21 protein-coding genes are annotated in these 22,100 nt (G+C 53.9%); 4 read left to right on the plus strand and 17 right to left on the minus strand.

Annotated features, from left to right (window positions below):
- Positions 1-3: 3 nt before the first annotated feature.
- Together B2952_RS02090 and B2952_RS02095 are read right to left on the minus strand one after the other, a co-directional pair.
- Complete coding sequence (locus tag B2952_RS02090) at positions 4-519, minus strand: OmpH family outer membrane protein (protein ID WP_173365831.1); 516 nt, start codon at positions 517-519, stop codon at positions 4-6.
- Positions 520-530: 11 nt separating this feature from the next.
- Complete coding sequence (locus tag B2952_RS02095) at positions 531-3,278, minus strand: BamA/OMP85 family outer membrane protein (RefSeq protein WP_290726946.1); 2,748 nt, start codon at positions 3,276-3,278, stop codon at positions 531-533.
- Positions 3,279-3,578: 300 nt separating this feature from the next.
- On the opposite strand from B2952_RS02095, the gene B2952_RS02100 reads away from it, so the two are divergent.
- Both B2952_RS02100 and B2952_RS02105 read left to right on the plus strand, forming a co-directional pair.
- The gene (locus B2952_RS02100; protein WP_290729153.1) at positions 3,579-4,916 is read left to right on the plus strand and encodes a phenylacetate--CoA ligase family protein; all 1,338 of its coding nucleotides are present in this window, start codon (positions 3,579-3,581) and stop codon (positions 4,914-4,916) included.
- A 12-nt stretch (positions 4,917-4,928) separates the two neighbouring features.
- Positions 4,929-5,354, plus strand: coding sequence for an ACT domain-containing protein (locus B2952_RS02105; protein WP_173382230.1), 426 nt, complete (start codon positions 4,929-4,931; stop codon positions 5,352-5,354).
- 163 nt (positions 5,355-5,517) lie between these two features.
- On the opposite strand, the gene B2952_RS02110 is transcribed toward B2952_RS02105, so the two are convergent.
- The 14 genes from B2952_RS02110 to B2952_RS02175 all read right to left on the minus strand — a co-directional run bounded on the left by B2952_RS02110 (position 5,518) and on the right by B2952_RS02175 (position 18,586).
- The gene (locus B2952_RS02110) at positions 5,518-7,113 is read right to left on the minus strand and encodes a choice-of-anchor I family protein (protein WP_290735514.1); all 1,596 of its coding nucleotides are present in this window, start codon (positions 7,111-7,113) and stop codon (positions 5,518-5,520) included.
- A 9-nt stretch (positions 7,114-7,122) separates the two neighbouring features.
- Positions 7,123-7,560: a hypothetical protein gene (locus B2952_RS02115; protein ID WP_290781470.1), complete on the minus strand. Its 438-nt coding sequence runs from the start codon at positions 7,558-7,560 to the stop codon at positions 7,123-7,125.
- Positions 7,561-7,572: 12 nt separating this feature from the next.
- Positions 7,573-8,823: a hypothetical protein gene (locus tag B2952_RS02120; protein ID WP_290735512.1), complete on the minus strand. Its 1,251-nt coding sequence runs from the start codon at positions 8,821-8,823 to the stop codon at positions 7,573-7,575.
- Positions 8,824-8,881: 58 nt separating this feature from the next.
- Positions 8,882-9,844: an adenosine kinase gene (locus tag B2952_RS02125; protein ID WP_097036556.1), complete on the minus strand. Its 963-nt coding sequence runs from the start codon at positions 9,842-9,844 to the stop codon at positions 8,882-8,884.
- A gap of 26 nt (positions 9,845-9,870) precedes the next feature.
- Positions 9,871-10,737 (minus strand): rhomboid family intramembrane serine protease, encoded by an 867-nt coding sequence (locus tag B2952_RS02130; protein WP_290726952.1) that lies wholly within the window; start codon positions 10,735-10,737, stop codon positions 9,871-9,873.
- Between the two features lie 48 nt (positions 10,738-10,785).
- Positions 10,786-11,250, minus strand: a complete 465-nt coding sequence (coaD, locus tag B2952_RS02135; RefSeq protein WP_290729140.1) for a pantetheine-phosphate adenylyltransferase — start codon at positions 11,248-11,250, stop codon at positions 10,786-10,788.
- Between the two features lie 16 nt (positions 11,251-11,266).
- Positions 11,267-11,815 (minus strand): 16S rRNA (guanine(966)-N(2))-methyltransferase RsmD, encoded by a 549-nt coding sequence (rsmD, locus tag B2952_RS02140; protein WP_290726953.1) that lies wholly within the window; start codon positions 11,813-11,815, stop codon positions 11,267-11,269.
- 1 nt (position 11,816) lies between these two features.
- Complete coding sequence (locus B2952_RS02145) at positions 11,817-12,833, minus strand: hypothetical protein (protein WP_290726954.1); 1,017 nt, start codon at positions 12,831-12,833, stop codon at positions 11,817-11,819.
- Positions 12,830-13,747 carry a hypothetical protein gene (locus B2952_RS02150; protein ID WP_173365819.1) on the minus strand — a complete coding sequence of 306 codons (918 nt, stop codon included), beginning with the start codon at positions 13,745-13,747 and terminating at the stop codon, positions 12,830-12,832. The genes B2952_RS02145 and B2952_RS02150 overlap by 4 nt, the downstream gene beginning before the upstream one ends.
- Positions 13,748-13,784: 37 nt before the next feature.
- Positions 13,785-14,249: a ComEA family DNA-binding protein gene (locus B2952_RS02155; protein ID WP_173381830.1), complete on the minus strand. Its 465-nt coding sequence runs from the start codon at positions 14,247-14,249 to the stop codon at positions 13,785-13,787.
- A gap of 29 nt (positions 14,250-14,278) precedes the next feature.
- Complete coding sequence (locus tag B2952_RS02160) at positions 14,279-14,983, minus strand: 3-deoxy-manno-octulosonate cytidylyltransferase (RefSeq protein WP_290726956.1); 705 nt, start codon at positions 14,981-14,983, stop codon at positions 14,279-14,281.
- A gap of 19 nt (positions 14,984-15,002) precedes the next feature.
- Entirely contained in the window at positions 15,003-15,290 is a 288-nt protein-coding gene (gene gatC, locus B2952_RS02165) for an Asp-tRNA(Asn)/Glu-tRNA(Gln) amidotransferase subunit GatC (RefSeq protein ID WP_173365816.1), read from the minus strand.
- Positions 15,291-15,366: 76 nt separating this feature from the next.
- Positions 15,367-17,832 carry an ATP-dependent helicase gene (locus tag B2952_RS02170; RefSeq protein WP_290729136.1) on the minus strand — a complete coding sequence of 822 codons (2,466 nt, stop codon included), beginning with the start codon at positions 17,830-17,832 and terminating at the stop codon, positions 15,367-15,369.
- A 115-nt stretch (positions 17,833-17,947) separates the two neighbouring features.
- Positions 17,948-18,586: an alpha/beta fold hydrolase gene (locus tag B2952_RS02175; RefSeq protein ID WP_290735509.1), complete on the minus strand. Its 639-nt coding sequence runs from the start codon at positions 18,584-18,586 to the stop codon at positions 17,948-17,950.
- Positions 18,587-18,780: 194 nt separating this feature from the next.
- Between B2952_RS02175 and B2952_RS02180 the strand changes: the two genes are divergently transcribed.
- Both B2952_RS02180 and B2952_RS02185 read left to right on the plus strand, forming a co-directional pair.
- A complete protein-coding gene (locus B2952_RS02180) occupies positions 18,781-19,683 on the plus strand; it encodes a DUF6175 family protein (RefSeq protein WP_290735507.1) in 903 nt (300 codons plus the stop codon).
- Complete coding sequence (locus tag B2952_RS02185) at positions 19,684-20,910, plus strand: TPM domain-containing protein (RefSeq protein WP_290735506.1); 1,227 nt, start codon at positions 19,684-19,686, stop codon at positions 20,908-20,910.
- On the opposite strand, the gene B2952_RS02190 is transcribed toward B2952_RS02185, so the two are convergent.
- Positions 20,907-22,022 carry a DUF3300 domain-containing protein gene (locus B2952_RS02190; protein WP_290735503.1) on the minus strand — a complete coding sequence of 372 codons (1,116 nt, stop codon included), beginning with the start codon at positions 22,020-22,022 and terminating at the stop codon, positions 20,907-20,909. The genes B2952_RS02185 and B2952_RS02190 overlap by 4 nt on opposite strands.
- Positions 22,023-22,100 lie beyond the last annotated feature (78 nt).

A 22,100-nucleotide genomic window follows, 5' to 3' on the forward strand; every position in this document is an offset into this window, starting at 1 on the left:
TCACTAGCGGCTATTCAGGTAGTCCAGAACTTTGTTCGTGAGGTCGTTTTCTTTCTTCCAGAAGAGAACGGCACCCGTGGCACGGTCCACAACCATGTCGTAACCTTCCTGCAAGGCAATTTCGTTAATCGCCTTGCGGATGAGCTGAATAATCGGGGCACTCACTTTTTCGTTTTCGCTGATGAGTTCTCCCTTGCGCCCGTAGACACGGTCGATGAATGTCTTGAGTTCAGTATCCTTCTTGTTATATTCGGCTTCAAGCTCACGTTTCTTTTCATCGCTGAGCATCAGCACCTGCTTGTCAAGTTTTTCCTTGATAGCGGAAAGTTCCTTCTGCAACAGGTTCGCCTGCTGTTCCCACTTGGCCACCTGGCGGTCATACTCTTCCTGGGCCTTCTTCGTGCCCTTGTAACCGTCAAAGATGAGCTTGGAATCCACATGGGCAATGCGCAGGCCGTCCTCGGCAAATCCGGCACAAGCAAGAGCCATCACCACTAGAAGTATAAGTCTGCGCATCATAGAGCCTCCTGTTAGAATCCCTGGCCAATGACAAAGTTGAATTCCATGTCGCCCACTTCGCTACGCTTCAAGCCGGAGTAGGTCTCGCCCACGTCCAGCGGCCAAGCGAAGTCGAATCCGATAATACCGAGCATCGGCACCACTACGCGGAATCCGAAACCGATGTCCTTCTTGAGACTGGTCGGATCCCATTCGCTAAGCGGGTTCCTGCTCGGCTTCGCGACCTTCGTCTTGGGGTCGTAGCGTTCGCCGAACACGTTACCTGCGTCGAAGAAGAACGGAAGCAGGTAGAATGTCTGCGGCACAATACCAAGCTGGAGTTCAGCACCAATATACTGGAAACTGCGCCCCAGGCGACGGTAGCCGATGGAACCTGCGCTGTAACCGCGCATGGTGCCTTCGTAACCCATCACGCCACCCATCGTGTAGAGCGTGCGGTATTGCAGCTGGTCGCCGAAAATAACGCCGTATTCATTCGTAAGGGCAATCGCCAGACGATCGCGGAACAGCGGGAACCACCACTTGATGGTCAGTTCCGTCTTCACAAAGCTGAAGTCACTGAACAGGAGGTCGTTTGCGACCTGGACGTCAAGCACATAGCGGGAACCGTCGGTGGGGAACTGCGGAAGGTTCTTATCATCACGCAGCAAGCGGAAGTTGATTGCCGATTCCTTACCGGTATAAACCACGTAGCTGCCATCGATGTTCGGGCCCTGCTTATTCATGAGCCAGCTATAGCCCACCTGACCGTAGAAGTAGTCGTCGGGCCACTTGAGACGCTTACCCACGTAGACGGAGCCACCGTAACGGGTAATGTCCGGATCTCCGTAATCTTCCATGTTCCACCAGGTGTAGCTGAGGCTTGCACCAAGGGTAATCGGCTTGTCCAGCAGCCACGGTTCCTGGAAACTGATCGAGGCGCTCTTCTTGTCGGCACCGTACTCAACACTCAAGCTAGCCGCCTGGCCATCACCCATACAGCAGTTCGGGATAGAAATGCTAGCCGTTCCGACGAGACCGTCGCTTTCGCTATAGGAGACGCCCAGGCTGAACTGCCCCGTGCCCGCTTCCTTCTCCTGAACCGTAAAGTCGAGGTCGACTTCCTGTTCTCCGTAAACCTTGATATCCGGAAGGACCATGTCGAAGTAGTTGAGCTGCATGATATCGCGGAAGCTACGTTCCAGGGCGGACTGGCGGTAGGTATCACCCGGATACAGGCGCACCTCGCGGCGAATGACCTTCTCGTTGGTCTTCGTGTTGCCATGGATATAGACCTTGTGAATGGACGCCGGGAGGCCTTCGCGCATGCGGTACGTGAGGTTCACCACGGAATCGTTTTCGAACGTGCGTTCCTCGTCAAACTGGGCAAACAGGTAACCGTCTTCGCGGTACACTTCGATCAGGGCCTTCCGGGATGCGTCGTAGAGGTACTGGTCAAAGACCTTGCCACTGTCGAGGCGGAATGCGTAGCCCAGAATCTTATCGTTCAGGACCTCGTTGCCGGAGAAGTGGACACTACCCATGTAGTAACGACGGCCCTCGACCATGCCGATATGAATGCAAATGGCGCTAGAAGTCTTGATATTATCGTACTTGTTCAGCACGGGGAACATGTCTTCGAGCATGTAACGGACCAAGAGTTTCTCGTCGTAGGCAGAAAGTTTCGGGAGCGCCTTGAGCGAATCGATCTTAGGATTGTTGAACTTGCGACCATCCACAATCTTGAGCCATTCACGGCGAGAATTCTCGTAGCGGATGATGTCGTTCAAAAGCTTGAGCGCTTCTTCTTCGTCCATGACCTTCGGTTTAGGACGGGTCACGTAGTTATGGCTTGCCGCATTGTGGTTTTGGCGGAAATAATGGGAAACCTGCATCGTAGGCTTTCCTGCCATCTTGTAGATTGCAGTCGCAGAATCGCCCATGGCGCGGTTCAACTGGTCGTAAAGGGGCTGGAGGCTCTCCCCAACCGGCACCATACGTCCAAGGTAGAACAGGCAGCTGGAATCCGGCAAGTATTCAGCACGGTAATCCGTGAGTTCCGCATCCAGGAAGCCAAAATGGCGGATGGCATTGAGCACGGAATCGCGGTCGGCCTCAAAAACGTTTTCCTTGAACTCGCCGCCACCATACCACTGATCCACCTTCGTGAGCATATGGTCGGTAATGTCAATTGCGGGCACATTGTCGTTACCTTCGATTTCAATGCGGCGAACCTTGACTTTTTCGCCTTCTCGGATAATGAACGTCACCTGGTTCTTGTTTTCGTCGATGGCGGTCTCACGGTAGCCCACTTCGGCAAGCAGGAAACCTTCCGAATGGTAATAGTCGATTAAAGCCTGGCGGTCGCGTTCAAGCTGGCTCTTGCTGTAGACCTGACCCGGAATCAAGCGAAGCTTGAGGCGCAAGTCATCTTCGGAGATTTCGTCGCAGCCATCGATAATCGCCGTATCAAGAGCGGGCAGTTCCTTGATCTTGAAGATAAGGTCAACCTCGGTCGAGTTATCCACATAATCCACCCAGGCGGACACGTCGTCAAAAAGTCCCGACTTGTAAAGAGCAGTCACGGCCTCCTGGACCTTGTCGGAAAGGGCGGCCGGAGAATAGGTCTGGCCATCCCGAATACCAATTCGACCCAGCACGGATCGCTGGTCCATGTGAACGTTACCTTCCACAAGAACCTTGCGGACCTTATTTTCAGCCATATAATCCGTGGGCATCTGGGACATGTCCAACAACTGAGCCTGAACAAGTCCAACCAAAGCTAAAACGATAAAGAGCAAACGAGGACGCAGAATAAACCTACCTATAATTGCATTTAAAACAAAATTCATGCCCAAAAATACAAAAAAAACGGCAATTAGCCCACAAAAGAAAGTCAAAAACGCATCCAAAAGCAATTAGAAAAACAAATCAACGGTTTTACACTTTTTGTTAAACTCGCAAACGTGTTTTTTCGAAAAGAATTTTCGTCTTTTCCCTGATTTTTCATCGGAAAAAAAGATAAATTCTAGGCTGTAATTTTTTAACCGCGGTCCCAAAGACCGGCAACTGAGGATTATATGCGTTCAACCGCCTGGAATGACGAAGAAAATAGAGTCCTGCCCGAAATGGCACTCGACTTCATGCCCGAAGAAAAACTCCGCGACCTGCAGCTGCAGCGTATGCGCGCCACCGTGAAACTTGCCTACGAGAAGGTCCCGCTCTTCCGTGAACGCATGGACGAGAAGGGACTCAAGCCCGAAGACATCAAGACCCTCAAGGACGTGGCGAAACTCCCCTTCACCATGAAGAAGGACCTGCGCGACACCTACCCGTATGGCCTGTTCGCCGTAGACCTGAGCGAAGTCGTGCGCCTGCACGCAAGTTCGGGCACCACCGGCAAGCCCATCGTGGTCGGCTACACCAAGGAAGACATGGAAGTGTGGGCCCAGGTCGTGAAGCGCGGCCTCCTCGCCTGCGGGTTCAGGAGCACAGACATCGTGCAAAACTTCTTCGGCTACGGCCTGTTTACCGGCGGTCTCGGCATCCACGGCGGCTTTGAAGCCCTCGGTGCAACCGTCATCCCCATCAGTGGCGGCAATACCGAACGCCAGGTGATGCTCATGAAGGATTTCGGCGTCACCGCGGTGGGGGGAACGCCCAGTTACTTTGTCCGCATCATCGACGTTGCCGAAAAGATGGGCGTCGACCTGCGCGACCTCAAGGTCAAGCGCGGCATCTTCGGTGCTGAACCGTGGAGCGACGGCATGCGCGACTACATCGAAGAAAAGACCGGCATCAAGGCGTACGACATCTACGGCCTTTCCGAAATCGTGGGCCCGGGCGTGGGCTGCGAATGCGATTGCCGCGACGGCATCCACATCTTCGAAGACCACTTCTACCCCGAAATCGTCGACCCCGAAACGCTTGAACCGCTGCCGGACGGCGAAGAGGGCGAACTCGTGCTTTCTACGCTCAGCAAGAAGGCCATGCCCATCATCCGCTACCGCACCCGCGACATTACCGCCATCGAGAAGACCAAGTGCAAGTGCGGCCGCACCATCCGCCGCATCCGCCGCATTGGCCGCCGTAGCGACGACATGATTATCATGCGCGGCGTGAACGTGTTCCCGAGCCAAATCGAGACGGCCCTCCTCCGTGCAGAGAAGGCACTGCCGCACTACCAGATTGTGCTCGACACCAAGAACAACATGGACACGCTCGAGGTCAAGGTGGAAGTCTCCCGCGATATGGTGAGCGACTCCATGAGCGACATGGAACAGCTGAACAAGAAGTTCAAGCACTCCATCGAACAGATTCTCGGCATTTCCGTCATCGTCACGCTGTGCGAACCCGATTCGCTGCCGCGTAGCGAAGGCAAAGCCAAGAGAGTTGTCGACAACAGGAAAAAGATGTAAGGAGAATGCACTATGAAAATTCCACAGGTTTCAGTTTTCGTTTCCAATCGCCCGGGCCGCCTTCATGCAGTCTGCAAGTCCCTTGCCGATGCGGGCGTGAACCTCCTTTCGCTCACACTTGCCGACTCCGGCGAATTCGGGCTCATCCGCCTTATCGTGAGTGACCCGGAAAAGGCCGTAGACGTGCTCGCCAAGGCAGGCCTCAGCGCCACCATCACCGACGTGGTCGCCTGCCCCGTGAACGCCGCCATCGGTGGCCTCGCCGAACTGCTCTCCACTGCGGTAGGTAGCCAGCAGATTGACTACATGTACGCCTACCCCTCCACCCTGAACGGCTCTAACATCATGATTCTCCGTTTCCAGGACACGGACAAGGCCATCGAAGCCCTGAAGGCCACGAACTTCAAGGCCATCAGCAAGGAAGAACTGCTGGGGTAACCCGGATTGTCATCCCCGCGACCTTAGTTGTCATCCCCGCTATACGATACTTGGCAACTTGTTGCCATAGTAGAGTTATCCTCTTTGGGGAGAAGCGGGGATCCAAAAATTTCAAACGCCGAGCGAAAGCCCGGCGTTTTTTACGTGAAAACCAACAGCAGTCTTATTTCACCGTATAAATCGTAAGCGTCTTGCTGTATTCGTAACCGACAACAAGCAAGGCCTGGCCTTCGAGCGGGCTTTTTTCCGCCGGAATAAAGAGGACTCCTTCCGGGCCGCGATCCAGCGGGTCCAGGTAAAAACCGACCACCTTGGGGCCCTTGTACTCTCCGTGTTTCGGAGCCTTGATGTAACGGGGCGTTTCGGCTTCCGTCACGTCGATAACCATTATCCCGCTGGTACGTTCCAGGCCGACAAACGCATAACGCCTGTAGCCGACCTCGCCCACAGTCACGTTCTCGGGTTCGCAGCCCTTGTCGCTGCTGCGCTTGTCCATCTTGAGCTTGTTCTTCTTGGAATTCCAGTTAAAGTAGTCCGGTGCGCTTTTGGCGAGAATGCGTTCGAACGCATCGAAAGAATCCCACACAAGCCTTCCCGTCTCGCCGTTGAAAATGCTCATGGAACGCGTGCCGAACGTGTACATGTAGGAGCAGGCAGCCCTCTTGTCGCGTTCCCCGTCGCATGTGCGTTCGAGCCCGCTTACGGTCAAGTCCTTCAGCTCGTTCAAAAGCGAATCCGTGAACACACGACGGTCAACCCGCCCTTGTTCCGCAAGCATCATCGGGGTCGTCACGTCTGTCCACGCCTTGTAATCGTTGACCGGAGCGCCCTCGTTTGCCGTCAGCACGTAATACTTGTCGCCGATAGAAAAGGAAGCGATACCGTCGGGCTGCCGGAGCCCACGCAGCGGGTATTTCTTCATTTCAATCACGCCGTCACTCACCGCATCAATCGTGGTACCGGATTTCACGTAGTCGACGTGCCCGAGAGCGAAAACATCCTTCACCTTGCGGGCCTTTATATCTACCTTCGCGATGGCATTGTTCTCTTGCAACGAGACCCAAGCCCACCTGGAATCGGCAGACACAGTGATGTATTCCGGCTCCAGAGACTTCAAGAAGCCCTGCGTTCCCGGAGCGCGCACCCCCGTCTTCCTGAGAGCATTTGAATCAAGATGGTCGAAGCGCGCCACCGTATATTCCGCATTCTTCCACAAGTCCGCCTCGCCCGCCTGCGCTACGGACAAAATAGCAACGCCGCCTTCCGGGTCTTCCGAAAAATCCGCGCTCGGAGAACCCTCACAGGCCACCAGCAGGTTCTTGCCGTCGGGCGTAAACTTAATCATGTCGGGCTGGCTGCACACCTTGTAGAGCCCAACGACCTCAAGGCAATCCGTATAGCGCATCACCTGCACCTGGCCGTCGCGCCATTCTTCGTCTTCGAGCAGGGATACAGCCACCAAGTCGCCATATACCGAAACGCTAGACGCATTCCCGGGTACCGGCACCTCGGCAACCTTCTTGGGGAGGCCCGGATTGTTCATGTCCACCACCTCGACAATCTTTTCTCCCCCCACCACGAACAGCATGTTCTTGCCCGGCATAAAGTCCGAAATCTCGGCAGTCTTCATCGGCAAGGTCGCAAGCGGAGAGAGCACATTCCCCAGCTGGAACGGGCCCGCCAACTGGGCGTTCTGCTTTGCAAAACAAAAGCCTGTCGTCAAAAGCAGGCTAAGAGCAACGGGGGCAAAAAACTTCATACCGAATTCCTACTTCATTATCAGCCACATTATCAGCAGGCCAATTCCAATTCCACCCAAAAAAGAAGAGCCTCCCATCATGGTCATCTTCTTACGTTCTTCTTCGGCCTTATCCTTGGTTTTTTCGTTCACTTCAAGTGCGATACCCAGAGCCTGAGCGCAGACTTCGTTGTTTTGCTTCATTGTCTGGTAGCTCTGTTCCCAGTTGGCACACTTCGCCTCTTCAACGACAACAGCCTTGCGAAGCGAGTCCTTTTCCACAGCACAAAGGCTATCACGTTCCTGCATCACGCTATCGCGCATGGCAAGTTCAGCCTGGACTTCGGAAACGGCAATCTGGCCTACGGCTTCCGTACTGACGGGATCCGCAGGCTGAGCGTCCTCGGCCGCAAATGCAATCGCGACCGAACAAAAAAGAATGGCAAGAAAAGACTTTAACACTCGCATTATAAGAACAACCTACCTGGGCATGACAGCCGTTTTACGCCAAACTCCGTTCGAATACTTCATATAGTACACGCCCGGAGCAAGATTGCCGGCATTCTTAACGACAGATCCATCAAGGCTACGCACCTGCACCACATGAACTGCGGCTTCAGGAGCAGACATCGTAGCTAGACGCGTCGGGCCTTCGGACGAAGAACTTTCAACATCGGAGGAGCTGCTTTCTGCATCAGAAGAAGAACTTGCCTCCGTGCCGGAACTCGACTCGGCGGAAGCGGACGAGGATGCCTCACTCGAAGACGATATTCCGCTCGATGAAGACTCGGCTTCCTTGCTCGAAGACGACTGTTCGGCAGTGCTGCTGGATTCTACGCTAGAACAAGAAACGGGATCCGCAGAAGAACTGCTGACCTTCTGCGACGAGGAACTTGTCGCGGCGCTCGAGCTGGAACTAGCCTCTTCGGACGAGCAGGATACAGGAGAGAAGCTCGAAGAGCTATTTTCGCTTGAAGAAGACGCCTCAAACGAAGAACTCGACAGCGGCTTGCGGGAATCGCCAAGCACCACCTTGATCACCTGAAGGCGGACGCTCTTTATCGTATCGGGAACAGTCAACGCTTTAACAGCGGCATTCACTGCCTTCAGGGAATCATTGCTGGCCGCAGATCCAAACCTAATACCTATATGCGTTGCATCTTTATTGTACTGGTATTTTACGGAAGCAAACCACCACTCAAAAGCAAATTCAAAGGTCGTAGAGAACAACAGGTTCGAGGCCGTAAACGAATAGTCATCGGGAATCAACCCCGAGACATACGCCAAAATGTTATAAGTATTCGAGGAATCATGACCATTCATCTTCAAAGCGTGAATGTCGTAAATATACGTCGAGTAATCGTCTTCCGTAACATTTTGCCACGTCTGGCTTGTTGTCCACTTGGCATAACCCACAGTCGTCCCCTGCATCTCGCGGCAAGAAGCCTTGATGGACACGGGAATCTGCATGGTTTGACTCGTGGAATAATTCATGTTCAGCGTCTCGTAGGTTTCGTGCCGCGTAACGTTCGAGGAATCCTTCGCCATTGTATGCGGATTGCCGTACCAGTTAGTCTCTTCGATATAGGCAGGGACGAGTTCAATCTCGGAATGAAGCGAGTCGCATGCATTGCGAATGAATACAGAAGCCGTATCCTGAGCATAGGCAACCGAAGCCATTGCGAAAACCGCGAGAGCCATCAGGCTGTTCTTCAGAGTGGATAATTTCATAAAGCCTCCCTTTTCTCCTAAATATATATCGTTTTTGGGCGAATCGTTAGCGGGCATACTACCCGCGTGCCGCCAAAATGCGCTTCCAGCCGTCTTCGGGAATCTGCGCGCCCATCACCTGCACCACCTCGTTGCTCACTACGCTCCCGAGGTTGCCGCTGCGTTCCATGTCCCAGCCGTTCATGTAGCCATACAGGAATCCCGATGCCCACAGGTCACCGGCACCAGTCGTATCGATGGCCTTCGCGGGGCCTGCCTGCACGCGGGTCACCTTGCCGTCCTTCGCAATGAGGGCGCCACGCTTGCCAATCTTCACCACGGCAACCTTCGCCTTCTGTGCAAGAACATCAAGTGCAGCCTCTTCCTTCACGCCCGCATACGCATACGCCTCGTCCTCGTTCGCGATGATGATATCAATCATCTTTTCGGCAAAGAGTTCATCAAACAGCTTGCGGCAGGCTTCCACCACACCAAAGCTACTGAAGTCAAGCGCGGTTTCCACGCCCAGGCTACGCGCCAGCGTAAATGATTTCTTGAAGCAATCCGCATTGAACGCGCGGTAGCCTTCCGCATAGAGCAGGCCCACGCCGTCGTAGAGCGCCGGCACAAAGTCCTCACTCACAAGGAAGTCAGAAGCGCCGAGGTACGTCCACATGGAGCGCTGGGCATCGGGCGTTACCGCAGAGAACACGCAACCCGTAGCCGCATCGCTCATCCCGAGCTTCGATTCCACGCCGTTGCGTTCCAGGTGCTCGCGGAAAATCTTCCCGAGTTCGTCATCGCCGACCTTCGAGATAAACGCAGCCTTGCCGCCCAGGCGTGAGAGCCCGACCATCGTATTGCAGGTAGAGCCACCCGGCACGCGCAGCGGGTTCTTGAGCGCCGCAAGGAACTTTTCCATCTGCGGCCAGTCCACCATGTTCATGCCGCCCTTCTGCACGCCCTGAGATTCAATCCATGCGTCATCCACATTCGCGAGAATATCAACGAGGGCCGCGCCCATACCAAGAACTTTCTTCATAATGCTTCCTCTAAAAATGTCCAAAACTACAGGCCGCCCCTGCGGCGACGCAACTTGTCGCTAGCCTGCAGTAAAAATCTGCGTTCAGAATCCGTCAGCGAATCTATGCCTTCGCTATTTACCTTTTTCAGGATTTCATCTACGCGCTTTTGTTCATCTACATAGAAAACTTCGCCTTCGAGAGGGGCCTTTGCATCTTCGGCATCCCTATCCGACTCGTCGCGAGATTCCCTCTCAGAACGGCCTCCCGGATACACCTTGAATTTCGGGCCTCGCATTTTTTCAAAAGCATGGCCGAAACCACCAAAACCCCGTTCAAACAAGTGCATGTAAAGGAATCCGCCCACGACGCCACCCAAGTGAGCAAGGTGAGCTACATGGTCTCCCGATCCCGCCATAAAAACATCGATTGCCACCATGAACCACATGGCATACTTTATGCGCATCGGGAAAAACATGAACAGCAACAGCATGCGATTCGGGAAGAACTTGTAGTAGGCAACAAAAATCCCCATCAGAGCTCCCGAAGCACCGATTATCGGGGCGTTCGTCATGCCGAACCAGTACATGACCATGCTGAACACGGCAGCAAAAATACCGCAAAAGAAATACATTCCCATGAAATGCTTAGAACCCATCATGTCGGCAACGTCGCAACCGAACATCCAGAGCATAAGCATGTTAAAAAGGAAATGCCAGAAGTCGACATGCACGAACATGTACGTCACGAAACGCCATGCCTGCTCCGGGGCAAAAGGCCAAAAAGCGCCGAAGTACGAAATGTATTCGGCAAGGCTCCCATATCCAAGGCCCGGCAAGTTCAGATGCAGGCCAAGCAACCTACCGACCACGAAAGCAAGCAAAAAGACAACCGCATTCGAAATCAGCAGCACTCTTATAACTTTAGGGAGAAAGGCAAAAGGACGCATAGTTTTTCCTACTTACTTCTTCAACAGAGGGATAATTTCTTCGGGGACGTGGCGAACGATTCCGCACTTCAGGAGCTCGCGCACCACGGTACTGGAAACCATCAGGTGCTCGGGAGCGCTCGACAAGAAAACCGTCTCGCATTCAGGATAAAGCATCTTGTTATTCCAGGCAACCGTCTGCTCGTATTCAATATCGCCTGCACCGCGAATGCCGCGCACCAGAAACCTAGCGCCAACGCGTTTCGCGAAATCGACAGTCAAGCCGTCAAAACAATCCACCTTCACGTTCGGAATGTCCTTGACCGCCGTCTTGACGATTTCGACCCTAGTCGATTCCGGCAACAAGTATTTCTTGGAAACATTTACCGCCAGGAGCACCCACAATTCATCAAAGAGCGCCGAGGCGCGCTTCACAACATCTAGGTGCCCCACAGTGAAAGGATCGAAGGACCCTGCGAATACGGCGATTTTTTTCATGCCGCAAATATAGAAATTATCCCCTGTAGACCACCAAGGAGGATTCGCCGTAGCGGCGGATTTGCACAGTTCCCGCTTCTTCGGCGGCCTTGGCCCATGCCGGCAAGTCCCGGCTCGGCGCTTCGAACACAGCCGTTCCCCCCGGATTCAGCCACTGCCAAAAAGGACGCAGGTCCGGATAGTCCATGTTCTTGAACGGCGGGTCTGCATAAATTAAGTCGAACCCAGATTCAGAACAAAGTAATTCTTTTTCAAGAGTCAGCGCGTTCTTTTCTAACAAAGTAAGTTTCGATTCCAACGAGAGAGCCTTGTAGGCCTGAAACACGAGCCTCGCCTGGGAATGAGCCATTTCAACGGCGACGACGCTAGAGGCGCCACGACTAACAGCTTCGATTCCCATGATTCCCGTTCCTGCAAAGAGGTCGAGCACCCGGAAACCTTCAACGCCCTGCAATATATTGAAGAGGGCTTCCCTCGTGCGGGAGCCCGTGGGCCTTGTTTTCGATGAATCGGGAGAGGGGACATTCCTCCCCCGCAACAGACCACCAGTAATGCGGATGGGCATATTACGGAGCTACGAACATCACAAGCGTGAATGCCGCAGCAAGGGATTTCTTCGCGAACTTAAGTTCTGCCTTGGTCACGCCAATGCGCACCGGAGACGCATCCAGGGCTGCCATCAGGGACTGAAGTTCCGGGAAGTCTGCAGAAGTCGTCACCTGGTAAGTGAAGCGCTTGTAGACACCGAATTCCTCGACCACAGGCTTGTCGAGCCCGGAAAGGTTCACCTTGTTCGAAGAAGCAAGAGACTTGAACGCCTTGATTTCTTCGGACATCTCGGACACGGGCACGAACCTCGACACCGCCGCCTTGTTCACGTTGTTCACGTTGAACTGACCAAACGCGGTAATGTCGGTCGCGGGAGCGTTTTCCGGCAGAGGAGGAGTCCTGAAATCAGAACTCACGGACTTGACCCTTTCCAAGAAGCTGCGCTGCGAAGTCGGCTTGACCGAAACACCGCGGACATAGAAGTAGTTCGGGGACTGGAACACGCAGTCGGAGAAACCGACATCATCGGGAGTCGCCGTAGTAAGGAAGGTGAAGAACTGGTTGATGGCCGACCTCTGGTACGACACCTTTTCCATCGGGAGGAGCGAGGCGTAGTCATCACGCTTGTTGTTGAACAGCACCTTCGGATTGATTTCGCCCACCACCTGGCGAACCGTCAGTGATTCGCGTTTCTTGATGGCGGCATCGGCAGCGGCGGCCTGGGCCTGGAGCGAACCACCGGCGGAGGTCGTCTGCCCGGAAGCGAGCGTCAACGCGGTGCGGCTCGGGTCCTCGGCGCCTATCAGCGAGAGATACGGTCCAGGCAGAACCCCCTGCAACGGCTTGGGAACGCCAAATACGCTCAAGAAGCAGCTGAACGCCACAAACACGAATAGTGCGGCGAGCAGGCCAACCAAAGTTTTCTTCTTGGATGTCTTTACCTGGGCGGCAACGTCGGTCACGTGGACCGGAGTTACGGTTTCGTCCGCGACCGAAGCACGTTCGGCAGCTTCAATAAGGTTCAAACGAATCATACACCCTCCATCACGCTAAGCGCCGTACCGATGGCACCCGCGCAGTTGAGCACGGCAGCAGAATCGACCTCGTCCACAGGAAGCCTGAGTTTAGAGAACGAATCCATCAGAATAAGCTGGCAATCGTCGGTGAGTTTAGCACGCAGTTTCTGCACGAAAAGCGGATCCATAGCCATTTCGCCACAGATATGCACCTGCTTCATTTCGGGCATGGTGTTCTGTTCGCGAGCTTCCTTCATCTGGTCGCAGATGGCATTGGCAAGGAGCTCGTAGGCCTGTTCCGTCGAAGTATTCACGAGAGACAGAGTCGAGACGCAGCGGAGCGCCTGCAGGTTGTCCTTGTTGAGCCAGAGCATGGTGACACCGGCATAATCCGCCTTGATGACACATTCAAGGTCCTTGATTCCATCCCCCACATCCATAAGGTTCATGAGCGAAAGTACATCCACTTCCATGGACTTCGGCACGAGGCTCTTGCTACGGAAGCCCTTGCGCAGGGCATCCACCCATTCACGGCGGACCGCAATCAGCAGAACGGTCTTTCCGAGGTTCTCGTCGCCGCTCAAGATCTTGTAGTCTACGATATAGGCGCCCTTGTCGGCATTGGTAATGAGGCCGAGATACCACTGGAGGTAGTCATCCAAGTTGGGAACCGCCTCCGCCGGCACAAACACCTGCCGGACAATGGACCGGAATGCCGGGACGGTCACCGAAATCGACTCGATGCCATCGAGTTCGTTTTCTTCCATCCACCCCTGCAGGACGGTCTCGAAGGTGAAGATGTCATCAATCGGACTCGTCTCCGTCTGGAGGACCGCAGTCTTGAGCACCCGCTTTTCGGCGGAGTCCAAGAGGGCGACTTTCAAGGAAACATCGCCAACCTCAATACCTAGGTACAGTTTCGTATCACTCATATACTCAACGACTTATGAAGATTTTAATACCCTAAAACTAATCAAAAATCACCCCCTGGAGTATACCTTCCAACTTTTTCTTCCCGATTCCGGGCACTTTTTCGAGACTTGCGGGGGTTTTGAAGGGGCCGTGGGCCTCCCGGAAGGCGACAATCCGCTGTGCAAGCTTGGGCCCCACCCCTTTCAGGGCACAAAGCTCCTCCTCCGTCGCTGCGTTGATTTTTAGGGGCAAATGCACCGTTTGCTTCTTCGGGCGCCCCTTACGGGCACCTTCCGACGGCTCCTTTTTCGTTACTTTATCCAAAGTCACCGACTCTTCGGACGGACGCGGCGCCCCATATTCCACCTTGGAATATGGGACAGGAGTTTCTTCAGGGCGGACCCGCTCCGAAATCTCCACAGTCTCGATAGACGGCGGCTCCCAGGGCAAGACCCTAACAGCAACCCCAACCACGAAAAATGCCATTGCTATATACAGAATTTTCTTTTCTGCAGCGTTCATCCGGTCCCCTCACCTTGTTGAAAGCGTATTTACATATGTCTTCTTATGAGAGCCTCCACCGCAGCCGCATCGGCGGGCACATCCACCGAAACGGACGGGAAAGGACTCTGCACGATGCGGATCGGGCGTTTCCCCAATATCCGCATCTGTTCCAGCGAGCGCTCCAGCTCGACCCCGCTTTGGGGAAGCCTGGAAAACTCATCCCGCGAAGCACGGGAATACGCATATATCCCCTGGTGCTGGAACCATCGGGGCGCCTCGGAAGGCTCCACGTGGCGGGTAAAATCTACAGCGAAACCGTTTTCGACCTTGACCTTGACGACAGTCGCGACCTCGGCATCCGAAGGCGACAGCGGACACGCAACAGTCACCCAGAAATCCGGATGGGCCGCCAATTCACAGGCCACATCTTCAAGTACGGAAGGCTCTACAAGGGGTTCGTCCCCCTGGAGATTCACGACCAGGTCAAGGTCCAAGGCGCTCGCGGCCTCGGCAACGCGGTCGGAACCGGTAGCGGCCTTCCCCGTCAAGACGAACTCGAACCCCGCCCCAGACACGACCTCGGCAATCTGTTCGGAATCCGTAGCGCAGACGATACGGTCAAAACATTCCGCAAGGGCAGCCCGTTTGAGCGTCCTCACGATCATTTCCGTTCCACAGAGCTTAAAAAGCGGTTTTCCAGGAAAACGGGAAGAACCCATGCGCGCCGGCACGATGCAATGGACTGGGGTCATGGAAGTCTAATTCGGGAGTCTAGCCGCCGATAACCTTCGGAATGGCGAAATGGTCGTTCTCCACCGCCGGAGCGTTCGCAAAAGCCTGGTCCAGGGAGAATCCCTGCACAGGGACATCCTCGCGGAGAATCGTAGCGCCGTTTTCGACGGCAGTCATCGGTTCCACATTGGACAAGTCGAGCGCCTTGAGGGCTTCCATGTGGTCGAGCATTCCATCCAGATGCGCCTTCACAGAATCGATGTCGCCTTCCGCGACTTCGAGCCTCGAAAGCTTCGCCAATTTCAGAACTTCTTCACGTTCAAGCATAGGACCTCTTTATTTTCATTCCTAAAATAGCAATTTATTTTCCCGAGGAGAGCAACAATCGTTTGCAAAATACGCCCTAACCCATAATTTCGAGCGCGGCATACTTAAGAATGATGGTCCGAACCACGTTGTCGCTGTTGAAGCGGACATCCACACGGGCGCTATCTCCCGTGCCATAGCATTTGGTTATCGTGCCCACCCCGTACTTGGAATGACGCACGCGGGCTCCCGGATGATACGGATTCTCGCTATATTCATCGTAGACAACGCGCGGACCGCTCGGAGCTGCCGGTTTTGCAACAGGAGTCACCTTGATTGGATTGCGGTAAACAATACGCTGGTCGTTCTTACGGACAGAAGCAGGAACCGAGCCCGGACGACTGAACCCACCTCGGGATCCGGAACCGAAAGAGCCCGATGGCGAAGGACGCCCTCCCTTCAGGGCAAAATCGGGCGCCTTGTTGTAGCGTGGTGCGGCTGGCGAATAGCCAAATTCAGAGCCGAATGCCGGGCGCGTATCAACACACGGCGTAAACTCGACCACCGACGAATCAAGCTCCTTGAGGAACCTCGACGGCAAAAACGGCCTGACGGTTCCCTGGTAGAAGCGTCTTTCGGCGTGGTACAGATAAAGTTTCTTTTCGGCGCGGGTGCAGCCCACGTAGAACAGGCGGCGTTCCTCTTCCATCTGCTCGCGCATTTCCTTGTCCGTCGCAAACGATGAACCTCGCACCAGCGGGAAGATTTCTTCGTCACAACCGGCAATGTGAACCGTATTGAATTCAAGTCCCTTCGCCATGTGGATGGTCATGAGCGTCACGGCGCCCTTCGAATCATCCACCTTCTTGTCGGCATCCGTCAATAGCGAGATGTCCTGCAAGAACGCATCCAGGGTCGCATCGGGATGTTCCTCGTCGAATTCGCGGATGGCGTTCACCATTTCGTCGATGTTCGCAATGCGTTCGTCCGCCGTAAGCTCATCTTCCTTGCGTAAAAATTCCTTGTATCCCGTATCGGCGATGATGTGTTCCGCAAGAATCGGAAGCGGAGTCTCTCCCGCCGCAACAAGATTCTTCCAGCCCTGGACCAGATCCGTAAAGCCCTTGAGTTTCGGAGCAGAACGACCCGTTCCGTTCGCCTCGGAAACAAGCACCTGCCAGAATGTACCATCGCCATTACGGACTCGTTCCAGCACCGTTTCCACCGTGGTCTTACCAATGGCGCGTGGCGGCGTATTGATAACGCGCAAGTGGGCTGCATCGTCCTTCTCGTTTGCAAGGAGACGCAAGTAGGCCAGTATATCCTTGATTTCCTTTCTATCCCAGAAGCGCGTTCCCCCGAAAATAACCGAGGGAATACGCAAGTCATTCAAAGCCTTTTCTATCACGCGGGATTGAGCATTAGTGCGGTAGAAGATTGCCGTCTTCGAAAAGTTCGCCTCGCCCGCTACACTGATATTTTCCGCAATCTGCTGCGCTTCCGAACGGTCATCCACCAAATGCCGCACGCGGATAGGGTCGCCCGCTTCTTCTTTCGAGAACACGTTCTTCTCCATTTCGGCGGGTCGAATGTTATGTGCAATTACGGAACCCGCTCCCTTCACAATATTAGACGTGGAACGGTAGTTGCGTTCGAGTTTCACAATCGTCACCGGCGCAAAGTCGCGGTGGAAGTTGCGGATAATCTTGATATTCGCGCCACGCCAACCGTAAATGCTCTGGTCGTCATCGCCGACCACGGTCACGTTACGCTGGTCATTAATCAGCAACTTCAAGAGTTCATACTGCACATCGTTCGTATCCTGGTATTCGTCCACCACCACAAAATCAAAATGCGACTGGAGCTGTTCAGCCAGGTTCGAAACTCTCTGGAGCATGAGAACCGTATTGAACAGCAGGTCGTCGAAATCCATCGCATTCGATTCCAGGAGACGTTTCTGGTATTCGGCATAATAGCGGGCGTAGCGTTCCTCATCTGCGAATTCGGCCCGTGAGAGCGCCACATCCGGAGTTTGCAGTTCTGCACAGCCGCCCACATAGAGCACCGTATTCTTGTAGCGCGAAATCGCACCATGCACACGCTTGATTTCGGCGGCATCACATTCGTCCCCCAGGTCTTCCTTGAGAATCTGCTTCAGGATGCGCTTCTGGTCGTCGTCATCGTAGATAGAAAAATTTGCATCATACCACTTTCCACCAAAAGCCCTGAGCACCGCTTCCATGTTCAGGCAACGTTTCAGCAATCGAAGGCAAACCGAATGGAACGTCCCCATCCAAGGGAACCGCATATCGCAATCGAGCAGCTTCTGGATACGCCCGGTCATCTCGCGGGCAGCCTTGTTCGTGAACGTCACCGCAAGAACGCGACCCGGCTCAACATGGTGGCGTGACACAAGATGCGCAATCTTGTAGGTTATAGCGCGGGTCTTTCCCGAACCTGCACCAGCCAGAATAAGCATCGGGCCATCGATCTTCTTTGCGGCAGCCGCCTGCTCCGGATTCAGCTCCCTGTCCAAAACTTCTTCGTCAACAATGCGCGCCATCAAAATCTCCAGACAATTAAGGAAGCTCCGCAAAAAGCTCCGCTAAAAACACTAAAAACGCTCCGCTAATATAGTATTTAGCGAAGCAAAAAAAAGACCGGGGTCGAACAGAAAACTAGAATAGCATCATCGGAGGCCAATGGCCCGACTTGGGCCGCTCCTTGAATGTCGCGCCCGGCAAAAGTTCCCTTAGCTTGAGCGTCATGGAGGGCGTCACGTCCTGGTCCATGCGACCATAGAGGACCTGGATACCTTCACCACTTGCAACCGGACATTCAATCCGATGGGAAGCAAGGAACTTTAACCCCTCCGAGAGGCTTGCCGCGTCCATTTTCCGCGCAGCATCGGCCCATTCGTCGGGCCATTCGCTATACTCCTCGCCAAACTGTTCCTTGAAGGCATCGAGAACCACATCCGGGGTCTGGAAAATTTCGCGGGACTTGAACAGCAGGTTTTCCGAATTCCAGGGGCCATCGTCATCACAAAAGTCCGCGTAGGGCGAAAGAAAAATCCAGTTTTGTCCTTTCGGGCGCTTCGACGCACCCAGCATGAGCAGGAGGCAAGCCATTCCCCAGCCAACTACCATGTCGGCCTTCGAGAGCCCATCTATCGCATAGACGTCTTCGAGGGACTGAGACATTTTCTCGTAAGGCACAAAGGTATGGGAGGCAGATGCGCAGGCATCCGTCAAATCATCTTCCCAGAGGGACAGGTCCGAAGCCCAGTCCGGCAACCAAATCCATTTTTCCTTCATAACAATACTCCAAACACAAAATCAAAAAGCACACCTCTTTACATCTTCAAGTCTAAATGTATATATGCAAATCAAAAAAAGGAAACATTTTTAAAGAAAAAAACAAACATTTTTTCGAGATACTATATTTTGGAATAGTAATCTCTGATTTTTTTTGTAAAAATAACAGAAAAAAATCTAAATAGGCGGTTTTTATGCGATATACCTCTATCCTGCTCTCAATTCCGTTCATCCTCGTGGCCTGCGCCGGAGGAGACGCCCCCGAAACCGAGCCCCAGGTACAATCGGTCGAGATTGTCGAACAGGCGGCCCCCGAGCAAGACGCAACAGCAGAGCTGCCGCAACCGACCATCCTCGTCACTCCCGCCCACAACGGAAACGGGATTCCCGAATTCCAGGTCGTGCAGAACAACCCCTTCGCCCGTGCCTTGATGGAATCCATCAACGAATACCTCACCAAGAAGAAATACGACGTAAAATCCCTTGAAGGCCAAGCCGATCTCGACAACCTGGTCCAGATGCAAAACGACATTGCAGAAACGGACGAAGACCTGTCGTATCTCGCCAGCCTCTCCCTCGGTGCCGATGTCTACATCAAGTTCGCCGGAAATGCAAAAATGAAATCCATCACCGTGGAACTGAACGCCTACGAATCCTCCACGGCAAGGCTTCTCGGCAGCGAAACCATTCAGGATCCCGACTGCGGCGCTTCCGACCAGACGACGATCAAGACCTGTCTCCATGACGCGGCTAAACGCGGCATGCCCCTACTCGAAAAGAAGATTCTCGCCTACTGGCAGCAGGACCTCAACCAGGGAACGCAATACAAGATTGTCATGAACCTCAAAGGGGATTTCGACGAAGAACAGATCGAAGACCTCCATGACGACATCGCCTCCGGGCTCAAAAAGTCCTTCAAGCGGGTGAACGTGAACGTGATGACGGCAAAGACCATCGACATGATCGTCTACGCCGATCCTGCAGAATTCCCCGACTCGCAGAGCGTCTATAGTTTTATCCGCAATATGCTCAAGGGAAAGGCGGACACCAAGAAAGTGAACGTCACCCGGAAATTCATCCTGATGGATGTCGAATAGGTGATTCCGCACGCCAAAATACTCTCTGCGTTTTTTCTCGTTTTTTATTCCGCTACGTTCGGGCTTCCCACCCGTCCCGAAAAGAGCCACGTTTACGACGAGAACCGCCTGGTTTCCGCCCAGCAGCTTGAATTTTTTGACCGTCTCTCGGATGAAGTTGCAAAAGAAACCGGCATCAGCATCGATGCGGTCCTTCTAGACGACACCGGAGAGAGGGATGTCGCTCAATACGCTTCAGATATTGCAGACAAATGGCAAGCAGATGCAGGCGTCAAGGGCGAGGTCCTTATTTTTGTCGTCCAGAAGCAAAGACGAAAACTGGTCGTGACCAAGGGAACCGCAAGCGAAATTCTTGACAGAGTCTCCATCCGGAAGGCAGAACAGGATCTCCTTGTCCCCTCCTTTCGCATGGAACACTACGGCGACGGCATCCTTTCACTTGCCGGGTGGCTCACTTTCGCCATCAGCGACAGCACCGGAAAAAAGTTCGACATCGACATGCAGGAACAACCCTCCGAAGAAGGCTTAACCATACGCGGATGGATATTCATCGCGGCCGTTTTCGGCCTGCTTATCGCATTCGGGAGCAAGGGGCGAAGGTTCGGATTCTTCGACAACATGAAAAAACTGCTCAGCGTCCGCGAGGTCGAGAATTCACAGTGGCCAAAAATTTTCGAGGACACGTTTGGAGACAACCTCATTTCGGCCTTCATCTCCGGCAAGTGCCTTACGGAAGGCTTCGACGCGCTCGCAAAGCCCTGGACGGTGAACTTTATCCTCAAGGACAACTCTTCCGAGGAAGTTGCCAAAATTCACGTTCATGACAAACGCGCCCGCAGGGACAACATTGAGTTCGGACACTTCTACAGCCCCGCTGAAATCGTTCGCACGCTCGATACGAATGCGCTTGAATACCTGCACATCGCAAACAGGAACGCCCCCCTCTGCGGAATCAAGCCTCTCGACGGATTTGAACCCCGCAAGGATGCGCTCAAGTCTGAATGCGAACACAAGCTCCGCAACATCCTTGAACAGTTGCAAAAGGGACCTGCAAAAAAGGTTTCCCAAAAGGAAACCTTCGAAGAAATTCTCTTCATTCTCTATGGGATGTCCTTTATACAAACAGGAACTTACCCCGAAACGCATCAGCAGGTTCTCGACCTGTTCCCTAGCCTTAGCGGAAAAGACCCAGCCGATGCAATCAAGACAATCCTGAACGCATTCTAGCGACGGTTGAACGGCTTGATGCCAGAACCATGGCCAACGCTTCCTCCGCGGCGGTCGTCGTCATCGGACCTACGCGGAGGCGGATAAGAAGTTCCCGACTGAGACGGTACATCCCTTCCGAACGACGAGCGGTCATCCCGGCGTTCATCCCTGGAGCGGGGCCTGTCTTCTAGCCTGCGAGGTTCTTCTTCCTCCTGGCTCCTGTGCGGGTATACGCGAACATTGCCCGATGCGGGTTCCGCCTTTGTCCTAGAAGGTGGCGGAGGAGGCGGGTCCTTGCGCAACTGCTTCGGCTGCGAATGCCTAGGCTGCGGAGGCGGGTTGCGGTGGCCATCGCCAAGGTTCGGGCCAACATGGTGCGGCTTGCGCGGAGGAGGCGCGTAATGGCGATGGTGATGGTAATGACGCCTGGGCGCGTGCCAACGGGTATCGCGCACGTAGATGACGCGCGGCCCCCAATCGAACCAGCAAGAGCCCCATCCCCAGTAGGTAAAACCACCTATCCAGATGCCCGGTGCATACGTGATGCGCGTGTAGCCATCATAATAGCGGTAGTATACGTAATGCGGATTATACACAGGCACGTAAACATACTCCGTACGGACCGGCAGAATCGTTATGTTGTCTCCTTTCGAGACCTTTACTCGGTCATCACTCTTCAAGTGTCCGTACTTCGCGGCCGAACGACGCAAACGCTGGATAGCAGACATCACGTCGTCTTTTTGCATGAAGACCGCATCACCGAGCTGGTCGGTCCAGGCCGGATACTTCGCCATCATGGCAAGAACAGACGGGAAGGGAATCAGGGCCTGCACGCTAGCATCGTAGGGCAGTTTCGCCCACGCCATTGCGTTTGAAAGATCCTTCCCTGAAAGGTGACGATGCGATTGTGCCCACGAATTCGCAGGGGCAATCTGATCTCCGTATGTGGAAGCAGCAAGTACCTGCACCAGAAGCGGGTCCGGGTATAAAGCGATGTTTGCAACTAGCGTATCCAGCTCCGACGGCGTAAATTCCTGCGCCAGTCCCTGGGACGGCAGGAATAGCAGCGCCGATGCTAGGATCAGGATTCCACGGATCGTTTTCGGCTGTTTTCGCAAAAAACGGAACATAAAGTACCTCCTCTGTTTTTCAAATTACAACTTTTTGATGTTCGAAACCATCGTGACGTTGCAAAAAAACATGAAATT

The organism is Fibrobacter sp. UBA7003 (assembly GCA_002449765.1).
GTDB lineage: Bacteria > Fibrobacterota > Fibrobacteria > Fibrobacterales > Fibrobacteraceae > Fibrobacter.

Bases quoted from the DNA above. Each gene is read 5' to 3' on its own strand.
- B2952_RS02090 (WP_173365831.1), bottom strand. From the start codon at position 519: ATGATGCGCAGACTTATACTTCTAGTGGTGATGGCTCTTGCTTGTGCC.
- B2952_RS02100 (WP_290729153.1), top strand. From the start codon at position 3,579: ATGCGTTCAACCGCCTGGAATGACGAAGAAAATAGAGTCCTGCCCGAA.
- B2952_RS02105 (WP_173382230.1), top strand. From the start codon at position 4,929: ATGAAAATTCCACAGGTTTCAGTTTTCGTTTCCAATCGCCCGGGCCGC.
- B2952_RS02110 (WP_290735514.1), bottom strand. From the start codon at position 7,113: ATGAAGTTTTTTGCCCCCGTTGCTCTTAGCCTGCTTTTGACGACAGGC.
- B2952_RS02115 (WP_290781470.1), bottom strand. From the start codon at position 7,560: ATGCGAGTGTTAAAGTCTTTTCTTGCCATTCTTTTTTGTTCGGTCGCG.
- B2952_RS02120 (WP_290735512.1), bottom strand. From the start codon at position 8,823: ATGAAATTATCCACTCTGAAGAACAGCCTGATGGCTCTCGCGGTTTTC.
- B2952_RS02125 (WP_097036556.1), bottom strand. From the start codon at position 9,844: ATGAAGAAAGTTCTTGGTATGGGCGCGGCCCTCGTTGATATTCTCGCG.
- coaD (WP_290729140.1), bottom strand. From the start codon at position 11,250: ATGAAAAAAATCGCCGTATTCGCAGGGTCCTTCGATCCTTTCACTGTG.
- rsmD (WP_290726953.1), bottom strand. From the start codon at position 11,815: ATGCCCATCCGCATTACTGGTGGTCTGTTGCGGGGGAGGAATGTCCCC.
- B2952_RS02145 (WP_290726954.1), bottom strand. From the start codon at position 12,833: ATGATTCGTTTGAACCTTATTGAAGCTGCCGAACGTGCTTCGGTCGCG.
- B2952_RS02150 (WP_173365819.1), bottom strand. From the start codon at position 13,747: ATGAGTGATACGAAACTGTACCTAGGTATTGAGGTTGGCGATGTTTCC.
- B2952_RS02155 (WP_173381830.1), bottom strand. From the start codon at position 14,249: ATGAACGCTGCAGAAAAGAAAATTCTGTATATAGCAATGGCATTTTTC.
- B2952_RS02160 (WP_290726956.1), bottom strand. From the start codon at position 14,983: ATGACCCCAGTCCATTGCATCGTGCCGGCGCGCATGGGTTCTTCCCGT.
- gatC (WP_173365816.1), bottom strand. From the start codon at position 15,290: ATGCTTGAACGTGAAGAAGTTCTGAAATTGGCGAAGCTTTCGAGGCTC.
- B2952_RS02170 (WP_290729136.1), bottom strand. From the start codon at position 17,832: ATGGCGCGCATTGTTGACGAAGAAGTTTTGGACAGGGAGCTGAATCCG.
- B2952_RS02175 (WP_290735509.1), bottom strand. From the start codon at position 18,586: ATGAAGGAAAAATGGATTTGGTTGCCGGACTGGGCTTCGGACCTGTCC.
- B2952_RS02180 (WP_290735507.1), top strand. From the start codon at position 18,781: ATGCGATATACCTCTATCCTGCTCTCAATTCCGTTCATCCTCGTGGCC.
- B2952_RS02190 (WP_290735503.1), bottom strand. From the start codon at position 22,022: ATGTTCCGTTTTTTGCGAAAACAGCCGAAAACGATCCGTGGAATCCTG.